This is a genomic window from Thermobifida alba (assembly GCF_023208015.1).
Taxonomy (GTDB): Bacteria; Actinomycetota; Actinomycetes; order Streptosporangiales; family Streptosporangiaceae; genus Thermobifida; species Thermobifida alba.
In genome coordinates, this window is record NZ_CP051627.1 from 725,884 (window position 1) to 749,936 (window position 24,053).

The window sequence follows — 24,053 nt, forward strand, 5'->3', positions numbered from 1 at the left end:
GTCCCACCCCCCGACACCGACGTCGGCGAGGCGGGGCAGCACGTGGGACGCCAGGTCGGTGCCGCCGAACAGGAGGGCGAACAGCGCGGTGGAGGACACCTGCGGACTCTGGCCGCCCAGGATCCGCCGCCAGCTCGACAGCAGCGGTGAGAGCGCGACCACCACGGCGATGCCCGGCGTGGTGGGGCCGAGGAGCGCGCCGACGGGGACCGCCGGGAGCCCGCCGAGCAGAAAACCGGAGGGCCCTCCCGAACCGACAGCGCGATGGTGGGGTGGACGCCCAGCAGCGCGGCCAGCGGGCGCGAGGGACGGGGCGGCGTGCCCCAGCGCGTACCCGGCGACCACCCAGGCCACCACGGTGGCCAGGGGCCTTGGCCACCAGTCGCAGGCGTTCGCGCCGGTACTCCCGCCTCCCCTCGGGCGGTGCGGGCGCCCACGGCCGCACCGGGGAGGCGGCCCGGTCGCGCAGCACGGACACCCTCTCTCCCAGCAGGCGGCGGACGCGGGGTCAGGGGCGGGGGAACGTCCTGGTCCAGCCGTGTCCACGACGCGCGGAGCGTTTCCCGCCCGCGGCTGCGCGGCACTTCGGGCGGAGGCGGCGGACCTCGTCCGCCGCGCCTCCGGACTCGGGGAACACGTCCGGCCACGGCACGTGGGGGAAGCGCCACAGCCGGGAGCGGTGCAGTGCCAGCCCGCACAGCGTCTGGTTCTGCCCCGGCCAACAGGCGCGCGCCTCACCCGCGGGCAGCCGCACGCCGTCCTCGTCCGTCCACCGGCCCGAGGCCGCGACGAACGGTTCGGTCCGTGCCGCCCTGTGCGGACCTCCTCCCGTGCCGTCCGCCGCTACCCGCGTGCGGTCGGGGGGAAACCGGGGCGCCCCCGCGGGGGCGCCCCGGGGCCGATGCCGTTGACCGGATGCGGTACGGAGGAGAACCGGAACACCCCGCGGGAGAGACGGCGGGGGGCATCGGCGGCTGGGAGGCTCAGAAGGTGAGGACGGTGCGTGCGCCGAGGGGGTTGTCGAGGTCGGCGAGGGCGCGGTTGACCTCGGTGAGGGGGACCCTGGCGCTGAGGAGTTCGTCGAGCTTCAGGCGGCCGTCCAGGTAGAGCCGGCAGTAGAGGGGGATGTCGATCCGGAACCGGGACGACCCCATCTTGGAGCCCTGGAGGCGCTTCTCCAGCAGCAGGTCGGTGGCCGGGACGCGGACCTGCACGTCGGGGCGGGCCACGCCCACGACGGTGGCGGTGCCCTGGGTGTCGAGCATCTGGAACGCCTGCTCCATGGTCGCGGCGATGCCGACCACCTCGATGGCGTGGTCCACACCGCCGCCGGTCAGCTCCCGCACGGCCTCCACCGGGTCGGTGGTGCCGGCATCGACGGTGTGGGTGGCGCCGAACTGCCGGGCGAGGGCGAGCTTGTCGGGGATCCGGTCGACCGCGATGATCTGCGCGGCTCCGGCGATGCGGGCCCCCTGCACCACGTTGAGGCCGACACCGCCGCAGCCGATGACCGCCACGGTCTGGCCGACCTGGACCTTCGCGGCGTTGCGGACCGCGCCCACGCCGGTGATGACCGAGCAGCCCAGCAGCGCGGCACGGTCCAGGGGCATCTCCTCGGGCAGTTTCACCACGGCGCTCTCGTGCACGAGGAGCTGCTCGGCGAACCCGCCGAGGCCGACGAACGGCTCGACGGGCGTGTCGCCCTGGGAGAGCCGGGGCGGCCGGCCGGGCTCGCGGGAGCGCCGCTTGCGCTCGCAGTGCTGCAGTTCGCCGCGCATGCACCAGCGGCAGCTGCCGCAGAAGGCGGAGGCGCAGGTCGCGACGGGGTCGCCGGGTTTGACGTAGGTGACGGCGCTTCCCACGCGCTCCACGATCCCGGCGGCCTCGTGGCCGAGGATGAGCGGCAGGGGAAGGTCGTTGGCCCCCAGTTGCATGGTCCGGTCCGTGTGGCAGACGCCGGAGGCGACGACCCGGACGAGGACCTCGTCGGGAGCGGGCTCCGAGACAGTGACGTCCTCGATCACCAGATCCTTGTGGAACTCGTGCAGGACGGCAGCTTTCATCAACGCCTCCCCTGGGCTCGACTGTGAGACGCAGATAACAATATATTGCTTATTATTAATTTCATAGATGGTTGCCCAGGGGTAGGGGCCCGGGGAAGCGGCGCGGACGCCCCGGCAGGAGGCTCCGGCCGGGGCACCGGACGCAGGGCGGAGGCCGTGGGCGGTGCGCCGGGGCGCACGACCCGGTCGCCGGGACGGCGGACCGGTCAGCGCGGACCGGCGTCCTCCCCCGAGGCCGTCGAGGTCCGGCCGTCGGCGACACGCAGGGCCAGCAGAGCCACGTCGTCGTCGTTGTCGGAGGGGCGGACGCGTTCGATGAGGCCCCGGCACAGGTCCGTGAGCGGGCCGCGCACCAGGTCGACGGCGTGGCGGCGCAGCGCGGCCAGACCCGCGTCGATGGAGTGCGTGGCGGACTCGACGAGGCCGTCGGTGTAGAGCACCACCGTGGACGACGGCTCCAGCGCGACGCCGGCGGTGTGCCGGTCGGTGAGGGGGTCGGGGCCCACCAGGAGGTCGCTGCCGTGGTCGAGGAAGCGGGCACCGCCGTCGGGGGTCAGCAGCAGCGGCGGCGGATGCCCCGCGTTGGTCCAGCTCAACGTCCAGGAACCGGCCGCCGTCCGGACGAGCCGGGCGAACACCAGGGTGGCCATGGTGGGGATGCCGATGGTGGCCAGCGCCCGGTCGAGCCGGGAGACGATCTCGGCGGGAGACGACTCGCGGTCCCAGGCGAACGCGCGCAGCATGCTGCGGACCTCGGCCATGCGGGCCGCCGAGCGCAGGTCGTGCCCCATCACGTCGCCCAGCACCAGGGTGAGCGTGCCGTCGGGCAGCACGAACGCGTCGTACCAGTCGCCGCCGACCCGGGAGGACTGCGGCGCGGGATGGTAGCGCGCCTCCAGGTCCACCCCCGGGACCCGGGGGAGCTGCGGCAGCAGGTAGCGCTGCATCGCCTCGGCCACCCGGCGCTGCTGCTCGTAGTCGAGCGCCAGCCCCGCCTGGTGGGCGATGTCGTCGACCAGCGTGATCTCGGTGGAGTCGAAGTCGCGGCGCTGCCCGGAACGTCCCAGGGTCAGCACTCCCAGCACCTCACCGCCCCGGCCGCGCAGCGGCGCGGCGATCGCCGAGCGCATCCCCGTCGCCTCGAACAGCCTCCGCTGCACCACCGCCATGTCCGAGTCCAGGGGATCGGTGTAGTCCCTGGAGCTGAGCCGGGTCACGGGCGCTCCCATCAGCACCCGCGACAGCGGCATCACGGAGTCCGGGGGAACCGCCGGCAGCGGTCCCTCCAACTCCTCGACCCGCACGTGCTGTCCGTCCCGGTAGTGCGTCACGGCGACCCGTTGCAGATCGCCGTCCTCGTCCACCAGGTCCACCACGGCCCAGTCGGCCAGGCGCGGCAGGACCAGCCGGACCAGTCGGCGCAGCGCCTCGGCCATCTCCAGGCTGGAGGTCAGCACCGTGGTGGTCGCGGAGATCAGGGACAGGCTGTCGGCCAGGGCCGCCAACGCCGCCACGTGGTCGCCGGACTCCACCGCGCCGAGCGCCTCGGACTGCTCCGCGGCGCGTTCGTGGAACAGCACCGCCACCCCGGTCGACCCGTCGGCCAGTTCGTACGGGGTGACCAGCCAGACCACCGGCAGCAGCGTCCCGTCGCCGCGCATGAACCACTTGCTGCCGCCGTGGCTGCCCCGCCCCCTGCGGAAGACCTTCATCAACTGGCACTGGGCGCGCGGCAGCGGGGTGCCGCCCGCTCCCCGGTGCAGCAGGTCGTGGGCGTTGCGGCCGACGAGGAACGCTGCGGACCGGGCCAGCAGTTCCTCCGCGTGCGGGTTGACCGCGACGATCCGTTCCTGCTCGTCGGTCACGTACACGCCGACGTCCAGTCCGGTCAGGGCCTTCTGGAGCAGCAACGGGTCCGCGACAGCGGACCCGTTGGGGTGTCGGCGGTGTTCTGTCCGGTGCGCCATAAGGAACTCTCCGCGCGGGTGCGACTGTTCCCCAACGCTGCTCATCTGCCCCCGCCGGCGCGCCGTAACCTCGGCGGCCGCGGAGGCGGGAAGCGCTGTGCGCGCACCCGCCCCGCGGCCGGACCGCTAGCCGCAGTGGTCGTAGACGCTCACTCCGGACAGTTCGTCGTTGCCGACCCTGCCGTACGGGAAGTTGCCCGCCCGGTTCTTCGGGAAGAACGCCGCCGGCTGGGTGCCCGGGGCGTGGACGTGGAAGTGGCCGCAGAACCCGTAGGACGCCCACGCGCTGGCCTGGTCGTTGAACCGGCGCGGGACGTAGTAGAGGCCGGGCTCGACGAAGTAGAGGTGCCAGCCCTCGCGTTCGGCGCGGGAGCCCCACGGGCCGTGCTCGGTCACGACCACGTAGGAGACGTGGTCGTCGTGGCCGTGGCCGTCCCGGCAGCCCCGGTGCCGCCCGTCCCTCCCGTCCCGGCAGTCCCGGCCGCTGGACGCGCTGGCGGTCTCCCGGGCCGGCTGCAGGCACTCGGCGTCCCCGAGGTCCCCGCCGTCGGGCACGAAGGTCACCGCGCAGTCGGGCAGGATCACCGGTTGATGGTCGATTTCGGCCGCGGCTCCGGACATGCCCGCGGCCACCAGAGCGCCGGTCAGCGCTCCGGTCAGAGCGATCTTGGTGAAACGACGCATGACTCCCCCCAATGTCACGTCGCTTGGTGAGTGTATGGTTACACATCGTGTCCGCTTGGCGCAGTCTTAGCCGCCGTGTCGGCTTTCGCTCGGGGAGAGCGGGAAGCCCCGGTCAGGACGGCGCCGGCGGGGCGGGGAGCAGGCGCAGCACCGGCGCGGCCCCTTCGGGGGCGGCCAGGTCGGCCCCGGAGACCACGACGAGTCCGGTCCCCGCGGGCGCCGCCGCGGCCTTTCCCGGGGGAGGCACCCGGCGGAAGTGGAACTCCGGTTCGGCGACGGCCTCCTCCAGGGTCGCCGCGGTCTCCGCCGGACCGGGCCGGCGGGCCACGGAGCGGCTGATGCGGCCCACCGCCCGGGTGAAGTCGGCCTCCGCGGCGGGATCGTGCGGCGGAGGCTCGGGCGGGGGCTGCCCGGGCACCAGCCACAGCGTCACCCCGGGCGTGCACAGCCCGGCCAGCAGCGCCACCGCGGGATGGCCGTGCGGATCGGGCACGTGCACGGCGGCGTCGGCCCCGGCGGCGAGCCGCCGCACCGCCGCCACCTGCTCCGGCGGCGGGTCCGCCCAGTCCAGCAGCTCCAGGGCCGCGTCGAGCGGCAGCGGGTCGTGTCCGGTGCGGCGCAGCGGCCAGCGGGGGAAGACCGGCGGCGGCCACACGTAGGGCAGGTGGTCGGGAAGGTCGCCGAAGAGCGGCCGGTAGTACCCGGGATCCTTGCGGAGCAGGGCCGAGCGGTGCGACCGGTGCAGGGCCGCGTCGCCCAGCCACGGCGGCAGCAGGTCGCGGGCGAACAGGTCCCCCTCCCGGGGGACGCGCCCCCCGGTGAACTCCAGCAGGGCGGGCAGCGTGGCGTCGGAGCGGCCCCGCCGGCGCCACTCGGCGCAGACCGCCACCCCGTAGGCCACCAGCGCCGGGACGAACCCGCGCCACATGGCCACGGCCGGGTGCCGCTGCCAGCCGTAGGCGGGCCACACCAGCGCGCGCAGGATCTGCAGGGTCTCCACGCGCTGCTTGCCCAGCCGGCGGTCGTCCAGGACCGCGGCGCAGGCCGCGAAGGTGGGAAGCGGCAGGAAGGTCTGCATGCCCGACCCCCTACCCGGCCGGGTGCGGACGCACCGGCGTTCCGGAACGCCGGTGCCGCCGAACACGCCGTCCCCGGCTCCGCGGCCGCGGAGCCGGGGACGGCAGGCGGGCCTCCGCCGCAGGGCTACTTCCTGCGGGGCGGTGCGAGTTTCGCCTCGGGGTCGCGCAGCACGGCCTCGTCGGGGCGCGCCCCCGCCTCGATGGCCATCCGCGCGTCGATCATCTGCCGGGGCGAGTCGATGCTCAGGTGGGCGGTGAGCCGACCGTCGGGGGCCAGCCACGCCGCGGCCCACCGCGCACCGCCGTCGCCGCGGACGACCAGGGTGTCGTCGGGGCCGTGGTGCCCCACGTACTGGATCTTGTGGCCGAACTGGTCGCTCCAGAAGTAGGGGACCGGGTCGTGCACGGGCAGCGGCGTCCCTTCGGACGGGTCGTGCAGGAGGACACCCGCGACGGTCCGCGCCGCCTCCCGCGCGTCGTCCCAGTGCTCGACGTGCACCCGGGCGTTCCACCGCGGCGACCAGCGCACCGCCACGTCGCCGAGGGCGAGGACCCCCGGCAGCGAGGTGCGCAGGTGTTCGTCCACCACCACGCCCCGGTCCAGTTCGATCCCGGAGCCGGCCAGCCAGCCGGTGTCGGGGCGGACCCCGACGCCGGCCACGACCACGTCGGCGTCCACGTGGTCGCCGTCGGTCAGCCGCACGCCGGTCTCGGTGACCTCCGCGACTCCCGTGCCGAGCCGCAGGTCGACCTGCGACCACCAGGGCAGGAAACGCTCGCCCACCTTCGCCCCCAGGGCGGCGGAGAGCGGCGCCGGCCCCGCCTCGACGCAGGTCACCGAGCAGCCCCGGCGCAGCGCCGCGGTGGCGACCTCGGCGCTGATCCAGCTGGCCCCCACCAGGACCACCCGCTGGCCGGGCTTCAGCTCGGCCCTGAGCCGGGCCGCGTCCTCCACGGTGCGCACCGTGAACTGGCGGCCCGGTCCGGGCAGCCGGACGGGGGAGGCGCCGGTGGCGATGACGAGCGCGTCGTAGGTCACGTCGCCCCCGGTGGTCCGCACGGTGCGGGACGCGGGGTCCAGCGCGGTGGCGGCGACACCGAGGCGCAGGTCCACCGACAGCTCCGCGTAGTCGGTGGGGAAGGTGGAGTCGTGCTCCTCCTCGGTGAGCGCGGCCTTCGACAGCGGCGGCCGGTCGTAGGGCCGGTGCGGCTCGGCGCAGAGCATGACCAGCTCCCCCTCGTACCCCCGGGAGCGGAGCTGCTCGCACGTGCGGGCGGCGGCCAGCCCGCCGCCCGCGATGACGATTCGTTCCATGGTCGTGGATCGTTCCATGGTCGTGGACGCCTCCCGCCGGCGGGGTCAGCCGATGACGGCTTCGGACGGGGGCAGCACCCGCTCGCCGGGGGTGAACTTCGCGGGGATGCTGCGGAAGCCCACGTTGGTGCCCTGGTCGTGGAAGTGCTGCAGGGAGTCGAAGTCGATCGTGTAGTCGGGCATGCGGGTGAGGATCTCCTGCAGCAGCCGCTTGGCCATCAGGCGGCCGAGGTGGGAGCCCGCGCACCGGTGGACGCCGATGCCGAAGGCGACGTGGCGGTTGGGCCACCGCTTGATGTCGATGGTGTCGGGGTTCTCGAACTGCTCCTCGTCGCGGTTGGCCGAGGCCCACGACAGCAGGACCCGGTCGCCCTTCTTCATCGGGCAGCCGTGGAACTCCACGTCGCGGGTGACGGTCCGGGCCAGGGCCTGGGTGGGGGAGAAGACGCGGAGGAACTCCTCCACCGCGCGGTCGAGCAGGCTGAGGTCGTCGATGAGCTCCTGGCGGACGTCGGGGTTCTTGGCCAGCCAGACCAGGGCCTGGCTCACCAGCGAGGCCGTGGTGCCGGTGCCGCCGGAGACGAGCAGGTCGACCATGGCGAAGACCTCCTCGTCGGTGATCGGGCGGCCGTCGATCTCCTGGGAGACCAGGAAGCTGATCACGTCGTCGGTGGGCTGCTCGCGCCGGGCCCGGATGGTGTCCCACATCTGCTGGGACAGGGCGGGCAGTTCCACCTCGACGGCGTGGCGGAACGCCTCGCTGCCCTGGGGCTCGGCCAGGGTGGCGCGGTGGGCGTCGGCGTAGCGCTTCCAGTCCTTCACGGGCAGGCCCAGCCAGTCGATGGTGACGATCGCGGGCACGCCGATGATCGTGGTGAAGTCGCACTCGCCCGTCTCGATGACGCTGTCGACGAAGGCGGTGGTGTAGCGCTCCACCATCTCCTTCATCCGGTCCACCGCGGAGGGCGCGGTGACCTGGTTGACGATCTTGCGGTACTTGCGGAACTCCGGCGGGTCGACCTCGATGGGGATGTGGTGGTACATCGGGGTCGGGGGGATGACGATGGCCAGGCCGTCGGTGCCGGCGGCCTCGCGGGTGGAGGAGAACAGCTCGTCGTCACGGGCCGCGTCGAACACGCTCTGGTAGTCCGACAGCACCCAGTAGCCGCCGTGCGCCTCGGTCCAGCCTCGCTTGTGGGACTGCCGCAGGGCGCGGTACGAGGCCACCGGGTCGCTGGCGTGCTCCGGTGAGTGGTGGTCGAAGTTGATCACCGGGCAGCGCGTGGGGTTGCTCATGCTGTGTGCCCTTCCTGTCGTGCGCGGAAGTCCGTTGTGACCTGTGTGGTTATGGTCTGTGACCAGTGCTCGGATGCTGTGTGATTTTCATTGCGGTCCTGGTGATAATCGTTATACTCAAAAGCATCAATGTCAAGATGGCCAGGGAGTAAGGGGTCTCTGGTCCCGAGGAGGGCAACATGCGCGTCCGAGTCGACGGAAAGCAGTGCCAGGGGCACGGTGTGTGCTACATGACCGCGCCCGACGTGTTCGCGCCGCGCGAGGAGGACGGGCACGCCTACGTGCTCCACGACGAGGTGGGCCCGGAGTTGGAGGCCGCGGCCAGGGAGGGCGCGGACGTCTGCCCGGAGCGGGCCATCACCGTCGAGTGAGGCGAACCGGGCGCGGGGCCGCGTCTCCCCCTGGAGAGGCGGGGCCCCGGCACACGGCCCGGTCCCGGTGGTCGCAGCAGCTCCGAGAAGGGGCGGGATCTATACTCCGGCAGACCGATCGCCCACGACGCCGAGGGGAAAGTGGATGTTCGCCGTCTACGCCGAGAGCTTCTCGCCCGATGACCCGCTGTCCGCGCTGCGCCTGGGGGAGCGCCCCGACCCCGAACCCGCCGCGGGCTGGGCGGTGGTCACGGTCCGGGCCGCCTCCCTCAACCACCACGACGTCTGGTCGCTGCGCGGGGTGGGCCTGCGCGAGGAGCAGCTGCCGATGATCCTCGGCTGCGATGCCGCCGGGTACGACGAGGACGGCAACGAGGTGGTCGTCCACGCCGTCGTCAGCAGCCCCGACTGGGTCGGCGACGAGACCCTCGACCCGAAGCGCTCCCTGCTCAGCGAACGCCACCAGGGGACCCTGGCCGAGAAGGTGGCCGTGCCCCGGCGCAACCTCGTCCCCAAACCGAAGTCGCTGTCCTTCGAGGAGGCCGCCTGCCTGCCGACCGCGTGGCTGACCGCCTACCGGATGCTGTTCACCCAGGCCGGGCTGAAGCCGGGGGACAGCGTGCTGGTGCAGGGTGCGGGCGGCGGTGTGGCCACCGCGCTGATCGCCCTGGGCCGCGCGGCGGGACTGCGGGTCTTCGCCACCAGCCGCGACAGCGCCAAACGCGAACGCGCCCTGGAACTGGGCGCGCACGAGACCTTCGAGCCCGGCGAGCGTCTTCCGGCGCGGGTGGACGCCGTCATGGAGACCGTCGGCAGGGCCACCTGGTCGCACTCGGTCAAGTCGCTGCGTCCCGGAGGCACCGTGGTCATCGCGGGGACGACCTCGGGCGCCAACCCCGACAACGCCGAACTGACGCGGATCTTCTTCCAGCAGATGCGCGTGCAGGGCTCCACCATGGGCACCCGCCGCGAACTCGACCAGCTGGTGAACTTCCTCGACATCACCGGAGTGCGTCCGGTCATCCACGACACGATGCCGCTGGAGCGGGCGCGCGACGGTTTCGCGGCCATGATCGCGGGGGAGCTGTTCGGCAAGATCGTCTTCACCCGGTGAGGGCCGGGGCCGCGCCGGCGCCCGGTTTTCGGGCCTGAGCCCCTCGGGGCGCAGCCCCCGAGGGATGTCACGGGTGGGCCGCCGCTCCGCGCGGAGCGGCGGCCCACCCGTTCGTGCGCGGAAATTGGCCCAATCTAAGGCTCTCTGTGCTTGATTTGTTACGGGTGGTATTAGTACTAAGGTAAATTAGTTTAACCATGCGTATCATTAATCTATCCGGGGGTATCCGTGCCGCCGGAGAGCCGACCGAGACGTGGAGGTGCTTGCCATGGCGCAGCCGCCCCTGAGGCCGCAGAAGACGGCGATGCTGGTCGCCCAGCAGATCGTGGCCGACATCAATCGACGGGGCAACACGGTGGGAGACCGACTGCCCCCCGAGCGGGTCATGCTCGACGAGTACTCCGTGGGGCGGGGGACCCTGCGCGAGTCGCTGCGCTTCCTGGAGTTGCAGGGGGTCATCTCGCTGCGTCCCGGCCCGGGCGGCGGCCCCGTCGTCCAGCAGCCGGACGCCAGCAGCCTGACCACCACGCTGACCCTGCTCATGCAGTTCGAGAAGGCGCCCTTCCGCACCATCACCGAGGCGCGCACCGCGCTGGAGCCGATGATGGCGCGGCTGGCCTCGGAGCGCATGAGCGACGAGAAGCTGGCGGAGCTCAAGGAGAGCGTGGACAACATGCACGAGAACCTGGAGGACCAGGAGGTCTTCCTGGAGGAGAACAAGCGCTTCCACGACCTCATCGCCCACGGCTCCGGCAACGTCATGTTCGGCTACCTGGTGGACTCCCTGCTCGGCATCCTGGACGGTTCGGCCATAGGCATCGACTACCCCCAGTTCCGGCGCGCCGCGGTGCACAAGGCCCATCTGAGCATCTACGAGGCGATCGCCTCCCGCGACCCCGAGGCGTCCGCCGAGGCGATGGCCCGGCACATCCACGAGTACGTCCGCTACGCCGAGAAGAAGTTCCCCGACGTGCTCGACGCGCCCATCGTCTGGAGCTCCTGAGCGGCGCACGGTGACGGCGGCGACGCCACCCCGTCCCGGTGGTCCGCGTCAAAGGTCCACGCCCACACCACCATACATATAGACGAATGATCTGAATCATGATAAGAAATATGTATGGCAAAAGCGCGATCCAACGATGTGGTCATCGTCGACGCGGTGCGCACCGCCGCCGGTCGCGGACGTGAGGGCGGAGCCCTCGCCGACGTCCACCCGGTGGACCTGCTCGCCCAGACCCTCAGCCAACTGATCTCGCGCCACGACCTGGACCCGGGGACCGTGGACGACGTCATCATCGGATGCGTGTCGCAGGTGGGCGAGCAGTCGGCGACCCCCGGCCGCATGGCCTGGCTCGGCGCCGGCTTCCCCACCCACGTCCCGGCCACGACCATCGACCGCAAGTGCGGCTCCAGCCAGCAGGCGGTCCACTTCGCCGCCCAGGGCATCATGGCCGGCTCCTACGACATCGTGGTCGCCGGCGGCGTGGAGTCGATGAGCCGCGTCGTCATGGGTTCCGCGCGCATGGGTGCCGACCCCTACGGCGCCCTGGTCGCCGAGCGCTACGCCCCCGGCCTGGTCTCCCAGGGAGTGGCGGCCGAACTGGTCGCGGCGCGCTGGAAACTGGACCGCACCGCGCTGGACGAGTACTCCGTCCGCTCCCACCGACTCGCCGCCCAGACCCAGGAGGCGGGCCTGTTCGACCGGGAGATCGTCCCGGTACAGACGCCTGCGGGCACCGTCGACCGCGACGAGACGATCCGCCCGAACAGCACCGTCGAGAAGCTCGCCGGCCTCAAGACCGTCTTCGCCACCCCCGAGCTGTCCGAGCGCTTCCCCGAGATCGACTGGAGCATCACCGCGGGCAACTCCTCGCAGATCACCGACGGGGCCAGCGCGCTGCTGCTGATGAGCCGCGCCAAGTGCGAGGAGCTCGGCTACACCCCGCGCGCCCGCGTCCACTCCATGGCGGTGTGCGGTGACGACCCGCTGCTCATGCTGACCGCGCCCATCCCGGCCACCCGGAAGGTCCTGGAGCGCTCCGGCCTGTCGCTGTCCGACATCGACCACGTCGAGATCAACGAGGCGTTCGCCCCGGTCCCCCTGGCCTGGCTCGCCGAGTTCGACATCGACGCCGCGAAGGTCAACCCCAGGGGCGGCGCGATCGCGCTCGGACACCCGCTCGGCGCCTCGGGCGCGCGGCTGATGACCACGATGCTGCACGCCCTGGAGGACAACGACCAGCAGTTCGGCCTGCAGTTGATGTGCGAGGCCGGCGGGATGGCCAACGCCACCATCATCGAACGCATCTGACAGCGACACCGACTTTCGGAGGAGACAGCGTGGACGTCAACGGAGCTTCCGTCGTCGTGACCGGAGGGGCCTCCGGCCTGGGCGCGGCGACCGCGGCGCGGCTGGCCAAGCAGGGGGCCCACGTGGTCATCGTCGACCTGCCCCAGTCGAAGGGCGCGGAGGTGGCCGAGCAGATCGGCGGGCAGTTCGCCCCCGCGGACGTGACCGACCCCGACGCGGTCGACGCCGCGCTCGACCTCGCCGAGGCCAAGGCCCCGCTGCGCGCGCTGGTGCACTGCGCCGGCCGCGGCGCCACCGTGCGCGTGGTCGAGAAGGACGGCAGCCCCGGCTCCCTGGAGACCTACGAGCAGATCGTCCGGATCAACCTGTTCGGCACGTTCAACGTGCTGCGCCTGGCCGCCGCCCGGATGGCGAAGAACGAGGTCGCCGACGAGGAGCGGGGCGTGTGCGTGCTGACCGCCTCGGTCGCCGCCTACGAGGGCCAGATCGGGCAGATCCCCTACGCCTCGGCCAAGGCCGGTGTGGCGGGGATGACCATCGTCGCCGCCCGCGACCTGGCCTCCAAGAAGATCAGGGTCGCCACGATCGCCCCGGGCGTGTTCGACACCCCCATCCTCAGCCGCTTCTCCCAGGAGATCCGCGACGCCCTCGGCAGGTCGGTGCCGCACCCCAACCGGCTGGGCCACGTCGACGAGTACGCCATGCTCGCCCAGCACATCATCGAGAACAAGATGATCAACGGCGAGGTCATCCGTCTCGACGGCGCCATGCGCATGAGCGCGCGCTGAGGAACCGGACCCACCCGCCGCGGCGGGGCAGCAGGAGAGAGAACCGAAGATGAGCAGCACCACCAACGACGACGCACCCGAGCTCCTCGTCGAGGAACGCGGGCGGGTGCTCGTGCTCACCATGAACCGTCCCCGGGCCCGCAACGCGATGTCGCAGGCGATGGCCTTCCAGATCGCCGAGGCCCTGGAGACCCTGGACAGCCGCCCCGACCTCAGCGTCGGCGTCATCACCGGGGCGGGCGGCACGTTCTGCGCGGGGATGGACCTCAAGGGCTTCGCCCGCGGCGAGCGTCCGATCGTGCCGGGGCGGGGGTTCGCCGGCCTGGTCCAGAAGCCGCCGCGCAAGCCGCTGATCGCGGCGGTGGAGGGCTACGCGCTGGCCGGGGGCTTCGAGATCGTGCTCGCGAGCGACCTGATCGTGGCCTCCAGGGAGGCGAAGTTCGGCCTGCCCGAGGTCAAGCGCGGGCTCACCGCCGCGGCGGGCGGCCTGCTGCGGCTGCAGCACCGCATCCCCTACCACCTGGCCATGGAACTCGTCCTCACCGGCCGGATGTGGCCGGCCACCGAGGCCGCCGAGGTGCGTCTGGTCAACCGGCTCACCGAGCCCGGCAAGGCGTTCGAAGCGGCGCTCGACCTCGCCGAGGAGGTCGCCGCCAACGCGCCCCTGGCCCTGGCCGCCTCCAAGCAGGTGCTGGTCAACTCGGTGGACTGGCCGCTGGACACCCAGTTCGAGCGCCAGGAGGAGTACGTCGACCCGGTGCGCAACTCCGCCGACGCCAAGGAGGGGGCGCTCGCGTTCGTCGAGAAGCGCGAGCCGCGCTGGACCGGCCGGTAGGCCGGTTCGCGCAGGCGGTGCGGTCCGGGGAGGACCGGGACCGCACCGCCGCGGCCGCGCGGGGTGTGGAATACGGAAAGCTCGGGGGCGCCCTCACGGGGGCGCCCCCGACGTGTCACGGCGGGGGCCGGCCCGGGACCGAAATCAGCACATAATTGCTGATCAACATAAGCATAATTATGGTAGGATCGTTTCTGATGTGAGAGGTGTCGCCGCGGCCTCCCGGCACGCCCGGCGGGCGCCCGTCCCGGAGTCGCGGGGCGGGGGTTTCGCGGGGGAGGGCGGGTCGAAGGGCGCGTCCGGTGCCCGGTGTTCCGGACGGCGGGGGAGTGCCCCCGGGGGCGGTCGCCGTGAGGTGGCTGTTGACCTGGGGGAAGCTGGATGCTGAAATCTAGTATAATGATTAACCAAGACCGGAAGGGGACAGCCCCATGACGGCCAGACCCGTCGATGAGTACACGGAGATCCGCGAACTGGCTGCGAAGGTCGCCCGTGAGGTGTACGGACCGATCGCCGAGCAGTTGGACGTCGAGCGGAAGCCGATCTCGGTCGAAGAGCGGCTCCGCCTGGGCGAACTCGGCTTCCTCGGCATCGCCCACCCGGAGCGCTACGGCGGCGCCGGGGCCCCGCTGGCCCAGGCCCTGGCGGTGATCGAGGAGTTCGCCCGGGTCTGCCGCCCGGCCGCCTTCCAGATCTTCGAGGCCAACACCGGACCGGCCCAGGTGATCAACCACCTGGGCACCGAGGAGCAGCGCGAGCGCTGGCTGCCGGACATCATCTCCGGGGCCAAGACCATGGCCGTCGCCATCTCCGAGCCCGACGCCGGCTCCGCCGCGACCGACATGCGCACCACCGCCCGCCCCTCCGGCGACGGCTACGTGATCACCGGCAACAAGCGGTGGATCTCCAACGGCGGCGAGGCCGACCAGTACCTCGTCTACGCCCGGCTCAACGACGAACCCGGCTCCCGGGCGATCGGCGCGCTGGTGGTCGACAAGGGCACCCCCGGCCTCAGCTTCGGCCCCCCGGAACGGCTCATGGGCTTCCGCGGCATCCCCTCGGCCGACGTCATCTTCGACGAGGTGTGGGTCCCCAAGGAGAACCTGGTCGTCCCCGCGGGCGGTTTCGGCAAGCTGTTCGGGGTCTTCTCCATCGAGCGGCTCGGCAACACCACGATGAGCCTGGCCATCGGCCAGGAGGCGCTGGACCGCACCATCAAGTACGTCCAGGAGCGCGAGCAGTTCGGCAAGCAGCTCATCGAGTTCCAGAGCGTCCAGCTCACCCTGGCCGACATGGTGATGCAGGTGGACTCCGCCCGGCTGCTGCAGCAGCGCGCCGCGGCCAGCGCCGAGGGCGGCAAGCTGCCCGACCCGCTGCAGGTCTCCCTGGCCAAGTGCGCCGCCAACGAGATGGCCAAGCGGGTCACCGACCTGGCCATGCAGCTGCACGGCGGCAACGGGTACACCGAGGAGTACGGCATCGAGCGGCTGCACCGCGACGCCCACGGCTGGGCCATCGCGGGCGGCACGCCGAACATGCAGCGCATGCGCATCGTCTCCGAACTGCTGGGCCGCAAGTTCAACCAGCGCCGCTAGGGCCTCTCGGCGGGCCCGGGGAACGGGTGGCCCCGCCGCGGGATGCGGCGGGGCCACCCGGGCGGTGTCCGCGGGACGGTCTGCCGGACAGGCCCTGGACGGGCCGTTTCAGCACACAGCTTCGAGCGAGAAGAGGGCGATCGTGGAAGAGGGGCAGATGTTCGACCTGGGGCCGCGCCACCGCGAGGTCCAGAGGGTCGCGCGTTCCGTGGCCGAACGCGTGGCGGAGTTCGCCGACGAGGCGGACGCCGCGGTGGAGGTGCACCAGGGTGTGGCGGAGGTGCTGCGCGACAGCGGCCTGGCGCGCCAGGTGGTGCCCGCGGCCTACGGGGGTGAGAGCGACGTCCTCGACCCGCTGGCCATCGCCGTCGTCCGCGAGGCGCTCATGTACAGCTCGGCCCACCTGGACTCCCTGTTCGGCATGCAGGGGGTGGGAAGCTACTCGCTCACCGTCGGCGGGACCGAGGAGCTGAAGCGCGAGTGGCTGCCCCGGGTGGCGCGCCTGGAGGCGATCGCCGGGCTCGCCCTGACCGAGCCCGACATCGGCTCCGACCTGCGCGGCGTCACCACGACGATCGAGGCCACCGCCACGGGCGTGCGGGTCGACGGCCGCAAGTCGTTCATCACCAACGGCGGCGCCGCCGACTTCTACTGCGTCCTCGGCCGCGAGGGCGAGGGCTACTCCATGGTGCTGGTCCCGGCGGACTCGCCCGGACTCACCATCCGGCGCGGGGACGACCTGATCGCCCCGCACATCCTGGGCGAGCTGCACTTCGACGGCGTCGAGGTGCCCGAGAGCCACCGCCTCGGCGTGCCGGGCAAGGCGTTCTCCCTGATGCTGCAGACCCTGGCGGTGTTCCGGGTGACCGTGGCGGGCTCGGCCGTCGGGCTGGCCCAGGCGGCCCTGGACGAGGCGCTGAACCACGCCCGGACCCGGGAGCAGTTCGGCCGTCCGCTGCTGGAGCTGGGCGCGGTCTCGCAGAGCCTGGCGTGGTCGTGGACCGAGGTCGAGACGGCCCGGGCCATCACCTACCGGGCGGCGGCGCTGGCCAAGAGCGATCCGCTGGCCCACCTGGACTACTCTTCGATTGCCAAGGTCAGCGCGACGGAGGCGGCCGGGAGGGTGGTCGACCGCTCGGTGCAGACCATGGGGCGCTTCGGCCTGGTCCGCGGTTCCAAGATCGAGCGGCTCTACCGCAACGCGCGCCCGCTGCGCATCTACGAGGGCGCCACCGAGGTGCTGCTCGACTCCCTGGCCCGCCGCCTCGACAAGCGGAGCCGCTGATCCCTCTCCCGTCCCGCCGCGACGCAGCGTGTGTCCTGCGCGACCGACTCCCTTGACCCACATCACAGAAAACCATTATGATGATTAGAAGTAATACGGTGTGGGGAATCGCGACGTCGCGGCGGACGGGAAGCGCCACACGGACGATCACGACACGAGACCACTGTGAAGGGACGCGATAATGCGCCGTTTTGAAGGACGTATCGCCGCCGTTGTCGGCGGTGGATCCGGCATGGGCCGCGCCATCTCGCACCGCCTGGCCTCCGAGGGCGCCACCGTCTACGTGGCCGACCTCAGCGAGGACGCGGCGCGCAAGGTCTCCGAGGAGATCGCCGCCGAGGGCGGCAAGGCGACCCCGGTCCAGGTCGACGCCACCGACAACGACAGCCTCAAGGCGCTGTTCGACCGCATCCGCTCCGAGCACGGCGTCCTGCACGTCCTGCACGCCCAGGTCGGCATGCCCGGCCCCGGCGGCATCGACACCGACGACGCCCAGTGGCAGAAGAACATCGACGTCAACGTCAAGAGCGCCTACTACACCTGCACCCTCGGATACGACCTGCTCAAGGCCGCCGAGGGCAAGGGGTCGATCACCATGACCTCCTCCACCTCGGCGCTCGTCGGCTCCCCCTTCAGCCCCCTCTACTCGATGACCAAGGGAGCCCTCGTCCCCTTCACCCGCGCCCTCGCCCTCAAGGGCGCCCCCGACGGCATCCGTGTCAACGTGATCTGCCCCGGCACCGTGCAGACCCCCATGCTCGCCCAGTTCTTCGGCCGTGAGCCCGGAGCCGACGTCTCCGAGCTGACCAAGGACTTCATCAGCGGAATCCCGCTCGGCCGCGGTGCCCAGCCCGAGGAGATCGCCTCCGTCATCGCCTTCCTCGCCAGCGACGACGCCAGCTACGTCACCGGCGTCACCATCCCCGTCGACGGCGGGCTGACCGCCAAGTAGCGACACGGACACCACCCCCGTCCACGCGGTCCCGCACGCCGCGCGGACGGGGGCCGACCGGGAGGACCCCATGGACTTCAGCAAGGACACGGTGCACGAGGACATCCGCGCGGCGGTGCGGGACCTGTGCGCCAACTTCTCCGACGACTACTGGATGGAGCACGACCAGTCGCAGGAGTTCCCCTGGGACTTCTACAACGCGGTCGTCAAGGGCGGCTGGCTGGGCCTGACCGTTCCCACCGAGTACGGCGGCGGCGGACTCGGCGTCACCGAGGCCGCCATCGTGGAGCAGGAGATCGCCGCCTCCGGCGCGGGCATGAACGGCTGCAGCGCGGTGCACATCGGCATCTTCGGCTTCGAGCCGATCATCAAGCACGGCAGCGAGGACCTCAAGCAGCGCTTCCTGCCCCGCCTGGTCACCGGCGACCTGCACGTGTCCTTCGCCGTCACCGAACCCGACGCGGGCACCGACACCACCAACCTCTCCACCTTCGCCCGCAAGGTCGACGGCGGCTGGCTGGTCTCCGGCAAGAAGGTCTGGATCACCAAGGCCCAGGAGGCCGAGCGGCTGATCCTGCTGGCCCGCACCACCCCGCGCGACCAGGTGGCCAAGAAGACCGACGGGCTGACCCTGTTCTTCGCGCCCATGGACCGCGAGCGCGTCACCGTGCGCCCCATCCCCAAGATGGGCCGCAACGCCATCGACACCAACGAGCTGTTCATCGACGACCTCTTCGTCGCCGACGAAGACGTCATCGGCGAGGTCGGCAAGGGCTTCCGGACCATCCTGGCCGGCCTCAACGCCGAGCGGGTCATCTCCGCCAACGCCGCCATCGGCATCGGCCGCGCCGCGCTGCGCCGCGCCACCAACTACGCCAAGGAGCGCACCGTCTTCGGCCGCCCGATCGGCCAGAACCAGGGCATCGCCTTCCCGCTGGCCGAGGCCCTCATCAAGCTGGACGCCGCCGACGTGATGTGCCAGCGCGCCGCCTGGCTCATCGACAACGGCCACCCCAGCGGCCGGGAGGCCAACGCGGCCAAGTACCTCGCGGCCGAGGCCGGGTTCTTCGCCGCGGACGCGGCGCTGAGCGCGCACGGCGGCTACGGCTACAGCAAGGAGTACCACATCGAGCGGTACTTCCGTGAGGCGCGGCTGATGCGCATCGCGCCGATCAGCCAGGAGATGGTCCTCAACTACGTGGCCGAGCACGTCCTGGGACTGCCGAGGAGCTACTGATGCAGCCGTACCGTTCCGTCCTCTTCGTCCCCGGCCACCGCCCCGCGTGGGTGGCCAAGGCGCTGGCCTCCGGAGCCGACGCGATCGTGCTGGACCTGGAGGACTCGGTGCCCCAGGCGGAGAAGGCCGCCGCCCGGGCCACGGTCGCCGAGTCCATCCGGCGGGTGCGCGCCGACAACCCCGACGTGGGCCTGTTCGTCCGGGTCAACCCGCTCAATACCAAGATGACCGGGGCGGACCTGGAGGAGGTCGTGGTCCCCGGGCTGACCGGCATCTTCGCGCCCAAGGTGGAGCAGGCCACCGACGTGCTGCGCTACGACGCGCTGCTGGACCACTTCGAGGCCCGCAACGGCGTCAGCGGACTGGAGTACATCATCCCGGTGGAGACGGTGCGGGCCATCCACTCCTGCCTGGAGGTGGCCACCGCCTCCCCCCGGGTGGGCGCCATGATCGGCCCGACCGCCGAGCACGCCGACATCGCCCGGGCCGTCGGGTACGAGTGGACGCTGGAGGGCACCGAGACGCTCTACCACCGCAGCCGCATCCTGCTCGCCTGCCGCGAGGCCGGCATCCACGCCCTCACCGGGCTCTGGGAGGACCTGGAGAACCTCGACGGCCTGCGCGAGTTCGCGCGGCGGGGCCGCCAGCTCGGCTTCCGGGGCATGATCGCGATCCATCCCAGCCACGTCGCGGTCATCAACGACGTGTTCACCCCCTCCGACGCCGACGTCGCCTTCTACCGGGGCCTGGTCGAGGCCTACGAGAAGGCCGCCGCGGAGGGGATCGGAGCGCTGCGCTACCGGGGCGTGCACATCGACAAGGCCCACTACGACAAGGCACTGGAGTGGCTGGAGCGTGCCGAGCGCCTGCGGGCACGCGACGCGACGAACGGGGAGGAAGCGAAATGACGATGCGAGGGCTGTACTTCGAGGAGTTCGAGGTGGGCAAGGTGTACAAGCACCCGTTCACCCGGACCGTCACCGAGATGGACAACATCATGTTCACCTCGCTGACGATGAACCTGCAGCCGCTGCACCTGGACGAGGAGTTCGCCAAGACCACCATCCACGGCCGCCGCGTCTTCAACAGCCTGTTCACCCTGGCGCTCATCGGCGCGTTCCACGTCCCCGAGCTGACCATGGGCACCACCCTGGGCAACCTCGGCTACGACGAGGTCAAGTTCCCCCACCCGGTCTTCCACGGCGACACCCTGCGCGCCGAGACCACCATCCTCGACAAACGCGAGTCCAAGAGCCGCACCGACTCCGGGATCGTCTGGTTCGAGCACCGCGGCTACAACCAGGACGACGTCCTGGTCTGCCTGTGCCGCCGGGTGGGACTCATGCTCAAGAAGCCTGCCGACGCCGACAGCAACGAGAAGGAGTCCTGATGAGCCTCAGCGCCGAACGGATCGCGGCCCTGCGCGACTACGTCCCCCGGGAGCGGAACCTGACCATCGGCGGCCGGGCCGTCGAGCCCGCCGGTGAGCGGTGGGACGTCTACAACCCCGCCACCGAGGAGGTCCTCGCCACGGTCGGCGGAGCCACCACCGAGCAGGTCGACGAGGCCATCCGGGCGGCCCGCGCCGCCTTCGGCACCTGGTCGGCGATGTCGGGCGAGGAGCGGTGCGCCGCCATGAACAGCCTCGCCGACCTGCTGGAGGAACGCTGGGAGGAGCTGCTGGCCTCCATCGTCAACGAGGTGGGCACCCCCGTCTCCCTCGCCGAGTTCCTCCAGGTGAAGATGGGCATCGGCCACCTGCGCTGGTTCGCCGAGGCGGCCAAGAAGGACCGCACCGTCCACCTGGGCCCCTACGACGTCCCGGTGCCCACGAAGAGCGACGTCGACCACTACCCGGTGGGCGTGGTCGCCGCGATCACCGGCTACAACTACCCGCTCAACCTGGCGGGCTTCAAGTACGGCGCGGCGCTGGCCGCGGGCTGCACCGTGGTGCTGCTGCCCTCGCCCCGCACCCCGCTGACCACCCTGCTGCTGGGCGAGCTGGTCCGCGAGTCGAACCTGCCCGACGGCGTGATCAACGTCGTCACCGGCGGCGCCGACATCGGCCAGTACCTCTCCTCCCACCCCGGCGTGGACAAGGTGTCCTTCACCGGCTCCGACGCGGTGGGCGCCAAGATCATGGCGCAGGCGGCGACCAACCTCAACGACGTCGTCCTGGAGCTGGGCGGCAAGTCCGCCAACATCGTGCTGCCCGGCTGCGACGTCGAGTCCTTCTCGGTCGACATGCACCTGCGCTGGTCCCGCAACGCCGGCCAGGGCTGCGCGGCGCTGGCCCGGCTGCTCGTCCACGAGGACCTCTACGACCGCTTCCTGGAGTCGGGGGCCGAGGCCTTCAACCAGATGAAGGTGGGCGACCCGTGGGACCCGGCCACCAACATCGGTCCGCTGATCCGCCCCGACCACCGCGACCGCGTCAACGGGTTCATCACCGAGGCGCTGGAGCAGGGCGGCAAGGCGCTGCTCCAGGTGGACACCCCGCTGCCGGAGAAGGGCTGGTACGTCAACCCCGTGCTGCTGGGCAACCTGCCGCACAGCGCCCGCGCGGTGCAGGAGGAGATCTTCGGCCCGGTCGCGGTCGTCCTGCCCTTCAAGGACACCGACGAGGCGATCCGCCTGGCCAACGATACCGCCTACGGGCTGGCCGCCAACGTGTGGGCGCCCGACCTGGCGGAGGGCCGCCGCGTCGCCGAGCAGCTGCGCGCCGGCACGGTGTGGATCAACGGCGGCGGCGCGATGCGCCCCGACGCTCCCTTCGGCGGCTCGGGTCGCTCCGGTGTCGGCAGGGAGCTGGGCGAGTGGGGGATCCGGGAGTTCCTGGAGCCCCGCCACATCCAGTGGGCCGTCTGACGCCCGCGTCCATCCCCTCGTCGGCACGGTTTTGGGAAAGTAGGCGAACATGACGGACAACAGGGCCGGAGCGGGCGGTCCTCTCGCGGGGGTGCGGGTCCTCGAACTCGGCTCGATGTACGCCGCCCCCACCGCGGGACGGATGCTGCGGGACTTCGGCGCCCAGGTCATCAAGGTGGAGGACCCGGTCGCCGGGGACTACGCCCGGCAGTGGGTTCCGCAGAAGGACGGACTGTCGCTGGGCTTCTCCCGGCTCAACTCCGGCAAGCGCTCGGTCGGCGTCGACCTGCGCAAGCCGGAGGGCCAGCAGCTCGTCCGGCGGCTGGCCGCCGAGGTGGACGTCGTGGTCGAGTCCTTCCGGCCGGGACGGCTGGAGGAGTGGGGACTGGGCTACGACGCGCTCAGCGAGCACAACCCCGGTCTGGTGCTGACCCGGGTCTCCGGGTTCGGACAGACCGGCCCCTACCGCGAGCGGCCCGGGTTCGGCACCGTGGCCGAGACGGCCTGCGGGTTCGCCCACATCAACGGGTGGCCGGACACCCCGCCGACCGCGCCGCCGTTCGGTTTCGCGGACTCCATCGCCGGGATCTCGGCGGCCCTGGGCACGGCCATGGCGCTGTTCCGCCGGGAGCGCACCGGCCAGGGAGACGTGGTCGACGTGGCGCTGTACGAGCCGCTGATGTTCATCATCGGCGACCTGGTCCTGCGCTACACCGGGCTGGGCGAGATCCAGAGCCGCATCGGCAACGACACCGGAGCGGCCTCGCCCCGCGGCATCTACCAGGCGGCCGACGGCAAGTACCTGGCCATCGCCGCCTCCAGCCAGACGATCGCGGCGCGGCTGTTCGCGGCCATGGGGCAGCCCGACCTCATCAAGGACCCGCGGTTCGCGACCAACGCGGCCCGGCTCGCCAACAACGAGCTGGTGCAGAAGCAGGTCGCCGACTGGGTCGGCTCCCTCCCGCGCGACCAGGTGCTGGCCGTGCTGGAGGAGCACGAGGTGGTCAGCTCCCCGGTCAACGACGCCAGCGACATCGTGGCCGATCCGCACTTCCTGGAGCGCACCCTGGTGCCGATCACCGGCAACGAGACGCTCAAGTCGGTGCTGATGCCCGGTCCGGTGCTGCACATGGCCAGCTACTCGGGACCGGAGTACCGCGGGGTGCCCTCGGTCGGCGAGCACACCCACGCGGTGCTGGCCGAGGAGTTCCGGTTCTCCGAGACGGAGTTGACACAACTGGCCGACAGCGGCGTCATCAGCGCTCCCGCGGACCGGTGAGCTGAGGAACCGTGAAGCCACTCCTCCGCCGTGCTCGCGGAACGGTCGTCACCGGGATTTGGGCCCTGTGCTTTTCCCGGGATAAACCGTCGTGAAATCGGCGGGGGAGTGGAATAGCGGTATGCTGCCGAACATTATGAGTGGATTTGGGTCATCCGGCGTCACGTGGGAACGGCGCAGTGAGAAGGTCTCCGAGATCGTCGCCCGCGAGATCGTGCGCGATATCGCCAAGAGACGTCCCGCTCCGAATTCCGTCCTGGAATCCGAGAGCGCCATGATCAAGCGCTACCAGGTGGCGCGCGGTTCACTCCGCGAGGCCCTGCGCATCCTGGAGGTGCACGGGCTGATCCGGATGAAACCGGGGCCGGGCGGCGGCCCCGTGCTGTCGGAGGTGAACAGCCGCGACTTCGGCCGGATGGCCACTCTGTTCTTCCAGGTGCTCGACATTCGGTTCAGCGAACTCGTCGAGGCCCGGCTCATGCTGGAGCCGTTCGTCGCCCGGCTCGCGGCCGAACGGCACGACCCGGACGACAACGAGGAACTGCGGGAGATCGTGCGGCAGGGGTACGAGGCCAAGAGTAACGACGCCTGGCTGCGCGCCACCGACGCGTTCCACACCAAAGTGCTGTCGATGTCCGGAAACGGCATGCTCACGCTCATCGCCTGCGCGTTGAAGGACATTTTCACCGAGCGCGCCTCGACCGTCTATGTGGCCAATGAGGGTGACCACGTCAGGGAGGCGCATTCCCAGATTGCCGAGGCGGTCATCGGCGGTGACGCCGAGACCGCGGAGCGTCTGATGCGCGACCACCTCCAGGAGTACGTGGAGGTGGTCGCCGAACGCGAACCGAATCTGATGAACGAGGTCGTCGACTGGCGGTAGCGGCGCGGCCCGATCCGGCGGTCGCACCACCACCAGGAGAACAGTCGACCGGGAACCGTTCGCCGGACCGGTCCTGCTTCCACGGCGCCCCGGTCGCCTCCGACTCCCTGCCTTGCGGAGTCGAAGGCGAC

General features: G+C 71.4%; 21 protein-coding genes. 15 read left to right on the forward strand and 6 right to left on the reverse strand.

The genetic code is table 11. The annotated features are described in order from the left end of the window. Nucleotides 1–983: 983 nt before the first annotated feature. The 6 genes from FOF52_RS03360 to FOF52_RS03385 form a co-directional block, all read right to left on the reverse strand. Nucleotides 984–2,063 carry a Zn-dependent alcohol dehydrogenase gene (locus tag FOF52_RS03360; protein WP_248592372.1) on the reverse strand — a complete coding sequence of 360 codons (1,080 nt, stop codon included), beginning with the start codon at nucleotides 2,061–2,063 and terminating at the stop codon, nucleotides 984–986. Between the two features lie 206 nt (nucleotides 2,064–2,269). Continuing rightward, a complete protein-coding gene (locus FOF52_RS03365) occupies nucleotides 2,270–3,973 on the reverse strand; it encodes a SpoIIE family protein phosphatase (protein WP_248592373.1) in 1,704 nt (567 codons plus the stop codon). A 183-nt stretch (nucleotides 3,974–4,156) separates the two neighbouring features. Then, entirely contained in the window at nucleotides 4,157–4,714 is a 558-nt protein-coding gene (locus FOF52_RS03370; RefSeq protein WP_248592374.1) for a hypothetical protein, read from the reverse strand. A 112-nt stretch (nucleotides 4,715–4,826) separates the two neighbouring features. Further along, nucleotides 4,827–5,792: an MSMEG_6728 family protein gene (locus tag FOF52_RS03375; RefSeq protein WP_248592375.1), complete on the reverse strand. Its 966-nt coding sequence runs from the start codon at nucleotides 5,790–5,792 to the stop codon at nucleotides 4,827–4,829. A 125-nt stretch (nucleotides 5,793–5,917) separates the two neighbouring features. Then, nucleotides 5,918–7,108 (reverse strand): NAD(P)/FAD-dependent oxidoreductase, encoded by a 1,191-nt coding sequence (locus FOF52_RS03380; protein ID WP_248592376.1) that lies wholly within the window; start codon nucleotides 7,106–7,108, stop codon nucleotides 5,918–5,920. A gap of 45 nt (nucleotides 7,109–7,153) precedes the next feature. Beyond that, entirely contained in the window at nucleotides 7,154–8,404 is a 1,251-nt protein-coding gene (locus FOF52_RS03385) for a cytochrome P450 (RefSeq protein WP_248592377.1), read from the reverse strand. 179 nt (nucleotides 8,405–8,583) lie between these two features. Here FOF52_RS03385 and FOF52_RS03390 point away from each other — a divergent pair, with 179 nt between their 5' ends. The 15 genes from FOF52_RS03390 to FOF52_RS03460 all read left to right on the forward strand — a co-directional run bounded on the left by FOF52_RS03390 (nucleotide 8,584) and on the right by FOF52_RS03460 (nucleotide 23,922). Further along, nucleotides 8,584–8,775: a ferredoxin gene (locus FOF52_RS03390; protein ID WP_248592378.1), complete on the forward strand. Its 192-nt coding sequence runs from the start codon at nucleotides 8,584–8,586 to the stop codon at nucleotides 8,773–8,775. A 145-nt stretch (nucleotides 8,776–8,920) separates the two neighbouring features. Continuing rightward, the gene (locus FOF52_RS03395) at nucleotides 8,921–9,889 is read left to right on the forward strand and encodes a zinc-binding dehydrogenase (protein ID WP_248592379.1); all 969 of its coding nucleotides are present in this window, start codon (nucleotides 8,921–8,923) and stop codon (nucleotides 9,887–9,889) included. 268 nt (nucleotides 9,890–10,157) lie between these two features. Continuing rightward, nucleotides 10,158–10,892 (forward strand): FadR/GntR family transcriptional regulator, encoded by a 735-nt coding sequence (locus FOF52_RS03400; RefSeq protein ID WP_248592380.1) that lies wholly within the window; start codon nucleotides 10,158–10,160, stop codon nucleotides 10,890–10,892. 114 nt (nucleotides 10,893–11,006) lie between these two features. Further along, complete coding sequence (locus FOF52_RS03405) at nucleotides 11,007–12,200, forward strand: thiolase family protein (RefSeq protein ID WP_248592381.1); 1,194 nt, start codon at nucleotides 11,007–11,009, stop codon at nucleotides 12,198–12,200. Between the two features lie 29 nt (nucleotides 12,201–12,229). After that, on the forward strand, nucleotides 12,230–12,988 hold the full coding sequence (locus FOF52_RS03410) for an SDR family NAD(P)-dependent oxidoreductase (protein WP_248592382.1): 759 nt from the start codon (nucleotides 12,230–12,232) through the stop codon (nucleotides 12,986–12,988). A 49-nt stretch (nucleotides 12,989–13,037) separates the two neighbouring features. After that, nucleotides 13,038–13,823 (forward strand): crotonase/enoyl-CoA hydratase family protein, encoded by a 786-nt coding sequence (locus FOF52_RS03415; RefSeq protein ID WP_248592383.1) that lies wholly within the window; start codon nucleotides 13,038–13,040, stop codon nucleotides 13,821–13,823. Between the two features lie 431 nt (nucleotides 13,824–14,254). Then, on the forward strand, nucleotides 14,255–15,418 hold the full coding sequence (locus tag FOF52_RS03420) for an acyl-CoA dehydrogenase family protein (RefSeq protein ID WP_248592384.1): 1,164 nt from the start codon (nucleotides 14,255–14,257) through the stop codon (nucleotides 15,416–15,418). 142 nt (nucleotides 15,419–15,560) lie between these two features. Continuing rightward, the gene (locus FOF52_RS03425) at nucleotides 15,561–16,703 is read left to right on the forward strand and encodes an acyl-CoA dehydrogenase family protein (protein ID WP_248592385.1); all 1,143 of its coding nucleotides are present in this window, start codon (nucleotides 15,561–15,563) and stop codon (nucleotides 16,701–16,703) included. A 181-nt stretch (nucleotides 16,704–16,884) separates the two neighbouring features. Continuing rightward, nucleotides 16,885–17,655, forward strand: a complete 771-nt coding sequence (locus FOF52_RS03430) for an SDR family NAD(P)-dependent oxidoreductase (protein ID WP_282573844.1) — start codon at nucleotides 16,885–16,887, stop codon at nucleotides 17,653–17,655. A gap of 70 nt (nucleotides 17,656–17,725) precedes the next feature. After that, the gene (locus tag FOF52_RS03435) at nucleotides 17,726–18,892 is read left to right on the forward strand and encodes an acyl-CoA dehydrogenase family protein (protein ID WP_248592387.1); all 1,167 of its coding nucleotides are present in this window, start codon (nucleotides 17,726–17,728) and stop codon (nucleotides 18,890–18,892) included. Beyond that, nucleotides 18,892–19,800, forward strand: a complete 909-nt coding sequence (locus tag FOF52_RS03440; RefSeq protein ID WP_248592388.1) for an HpcH/HpaI aldolase/citrate lyase family protein — start codon at nucleotides 18,892–18,894, stop codon at nucleotides 19,798–19,800. Before FOF52_RS03435 ends, FOF52_RS03440 begins: the two co-directional genes overlap by 1 nt. Then, nucleotides 19,797–20,282 (forward strand): MaoC family dehydratase, encoded by a 486-nt coding sequence (locus tag FOF52_RS03445; protein ID WP_248592389.1) that lies wholly within the window; start codon nucleotides 19,797–19,799, stop codon nucleotides 20,280–20,282. Before FOF52_RS03440 ends, FOF52_RS03445 begins: the two co-directional genes overlap by 4 nt. Next, a complete protein-coding gene (locus FOF52_RS03450; protein WP_248592390.1) occupies nucleotides 20,282–21,760 on the forward strand; it encodes an aldehyde dehydrogenase family protein in 1,479 nt (492 codons plus the stop codon). The genes FOF52_RS03445 and FOF52_RS03450 overlap by 1 nt, the downstream gene beginning before the upstream one ends. Before the next feature lie 49 nt (nucleotides 21,761–21,809). After that, nucleotides 21,810–23,039, forward strand: a complete 1,230-nt coding sequence (locus tag FOF52_RS03455; RefSeq protein ID WP_248592391.1) for a CaiB/BaiF CoA transferase family protein — start codon at nucleotides 21,810–21,812, stop codon at nucleotides 23,037–23,039. Nucleotides 23,040–23,160: 121 nt separating this feature from the next. Beyond that, nucleotides 23,161–23,922 (forward strand): FadR/GntR family transcriptional regulator, encoded by a 762-nt coding sequence (locus FOF52_RS03460; RefSeq protein ID WP_248592392.1) that lies wholly within the window; start codon nucleotides 23,161–23,163, stop codon nucleotides 23,920–23,922. Nucleotides 23,923–24,053: the final 131 nt, after the last annotated feature.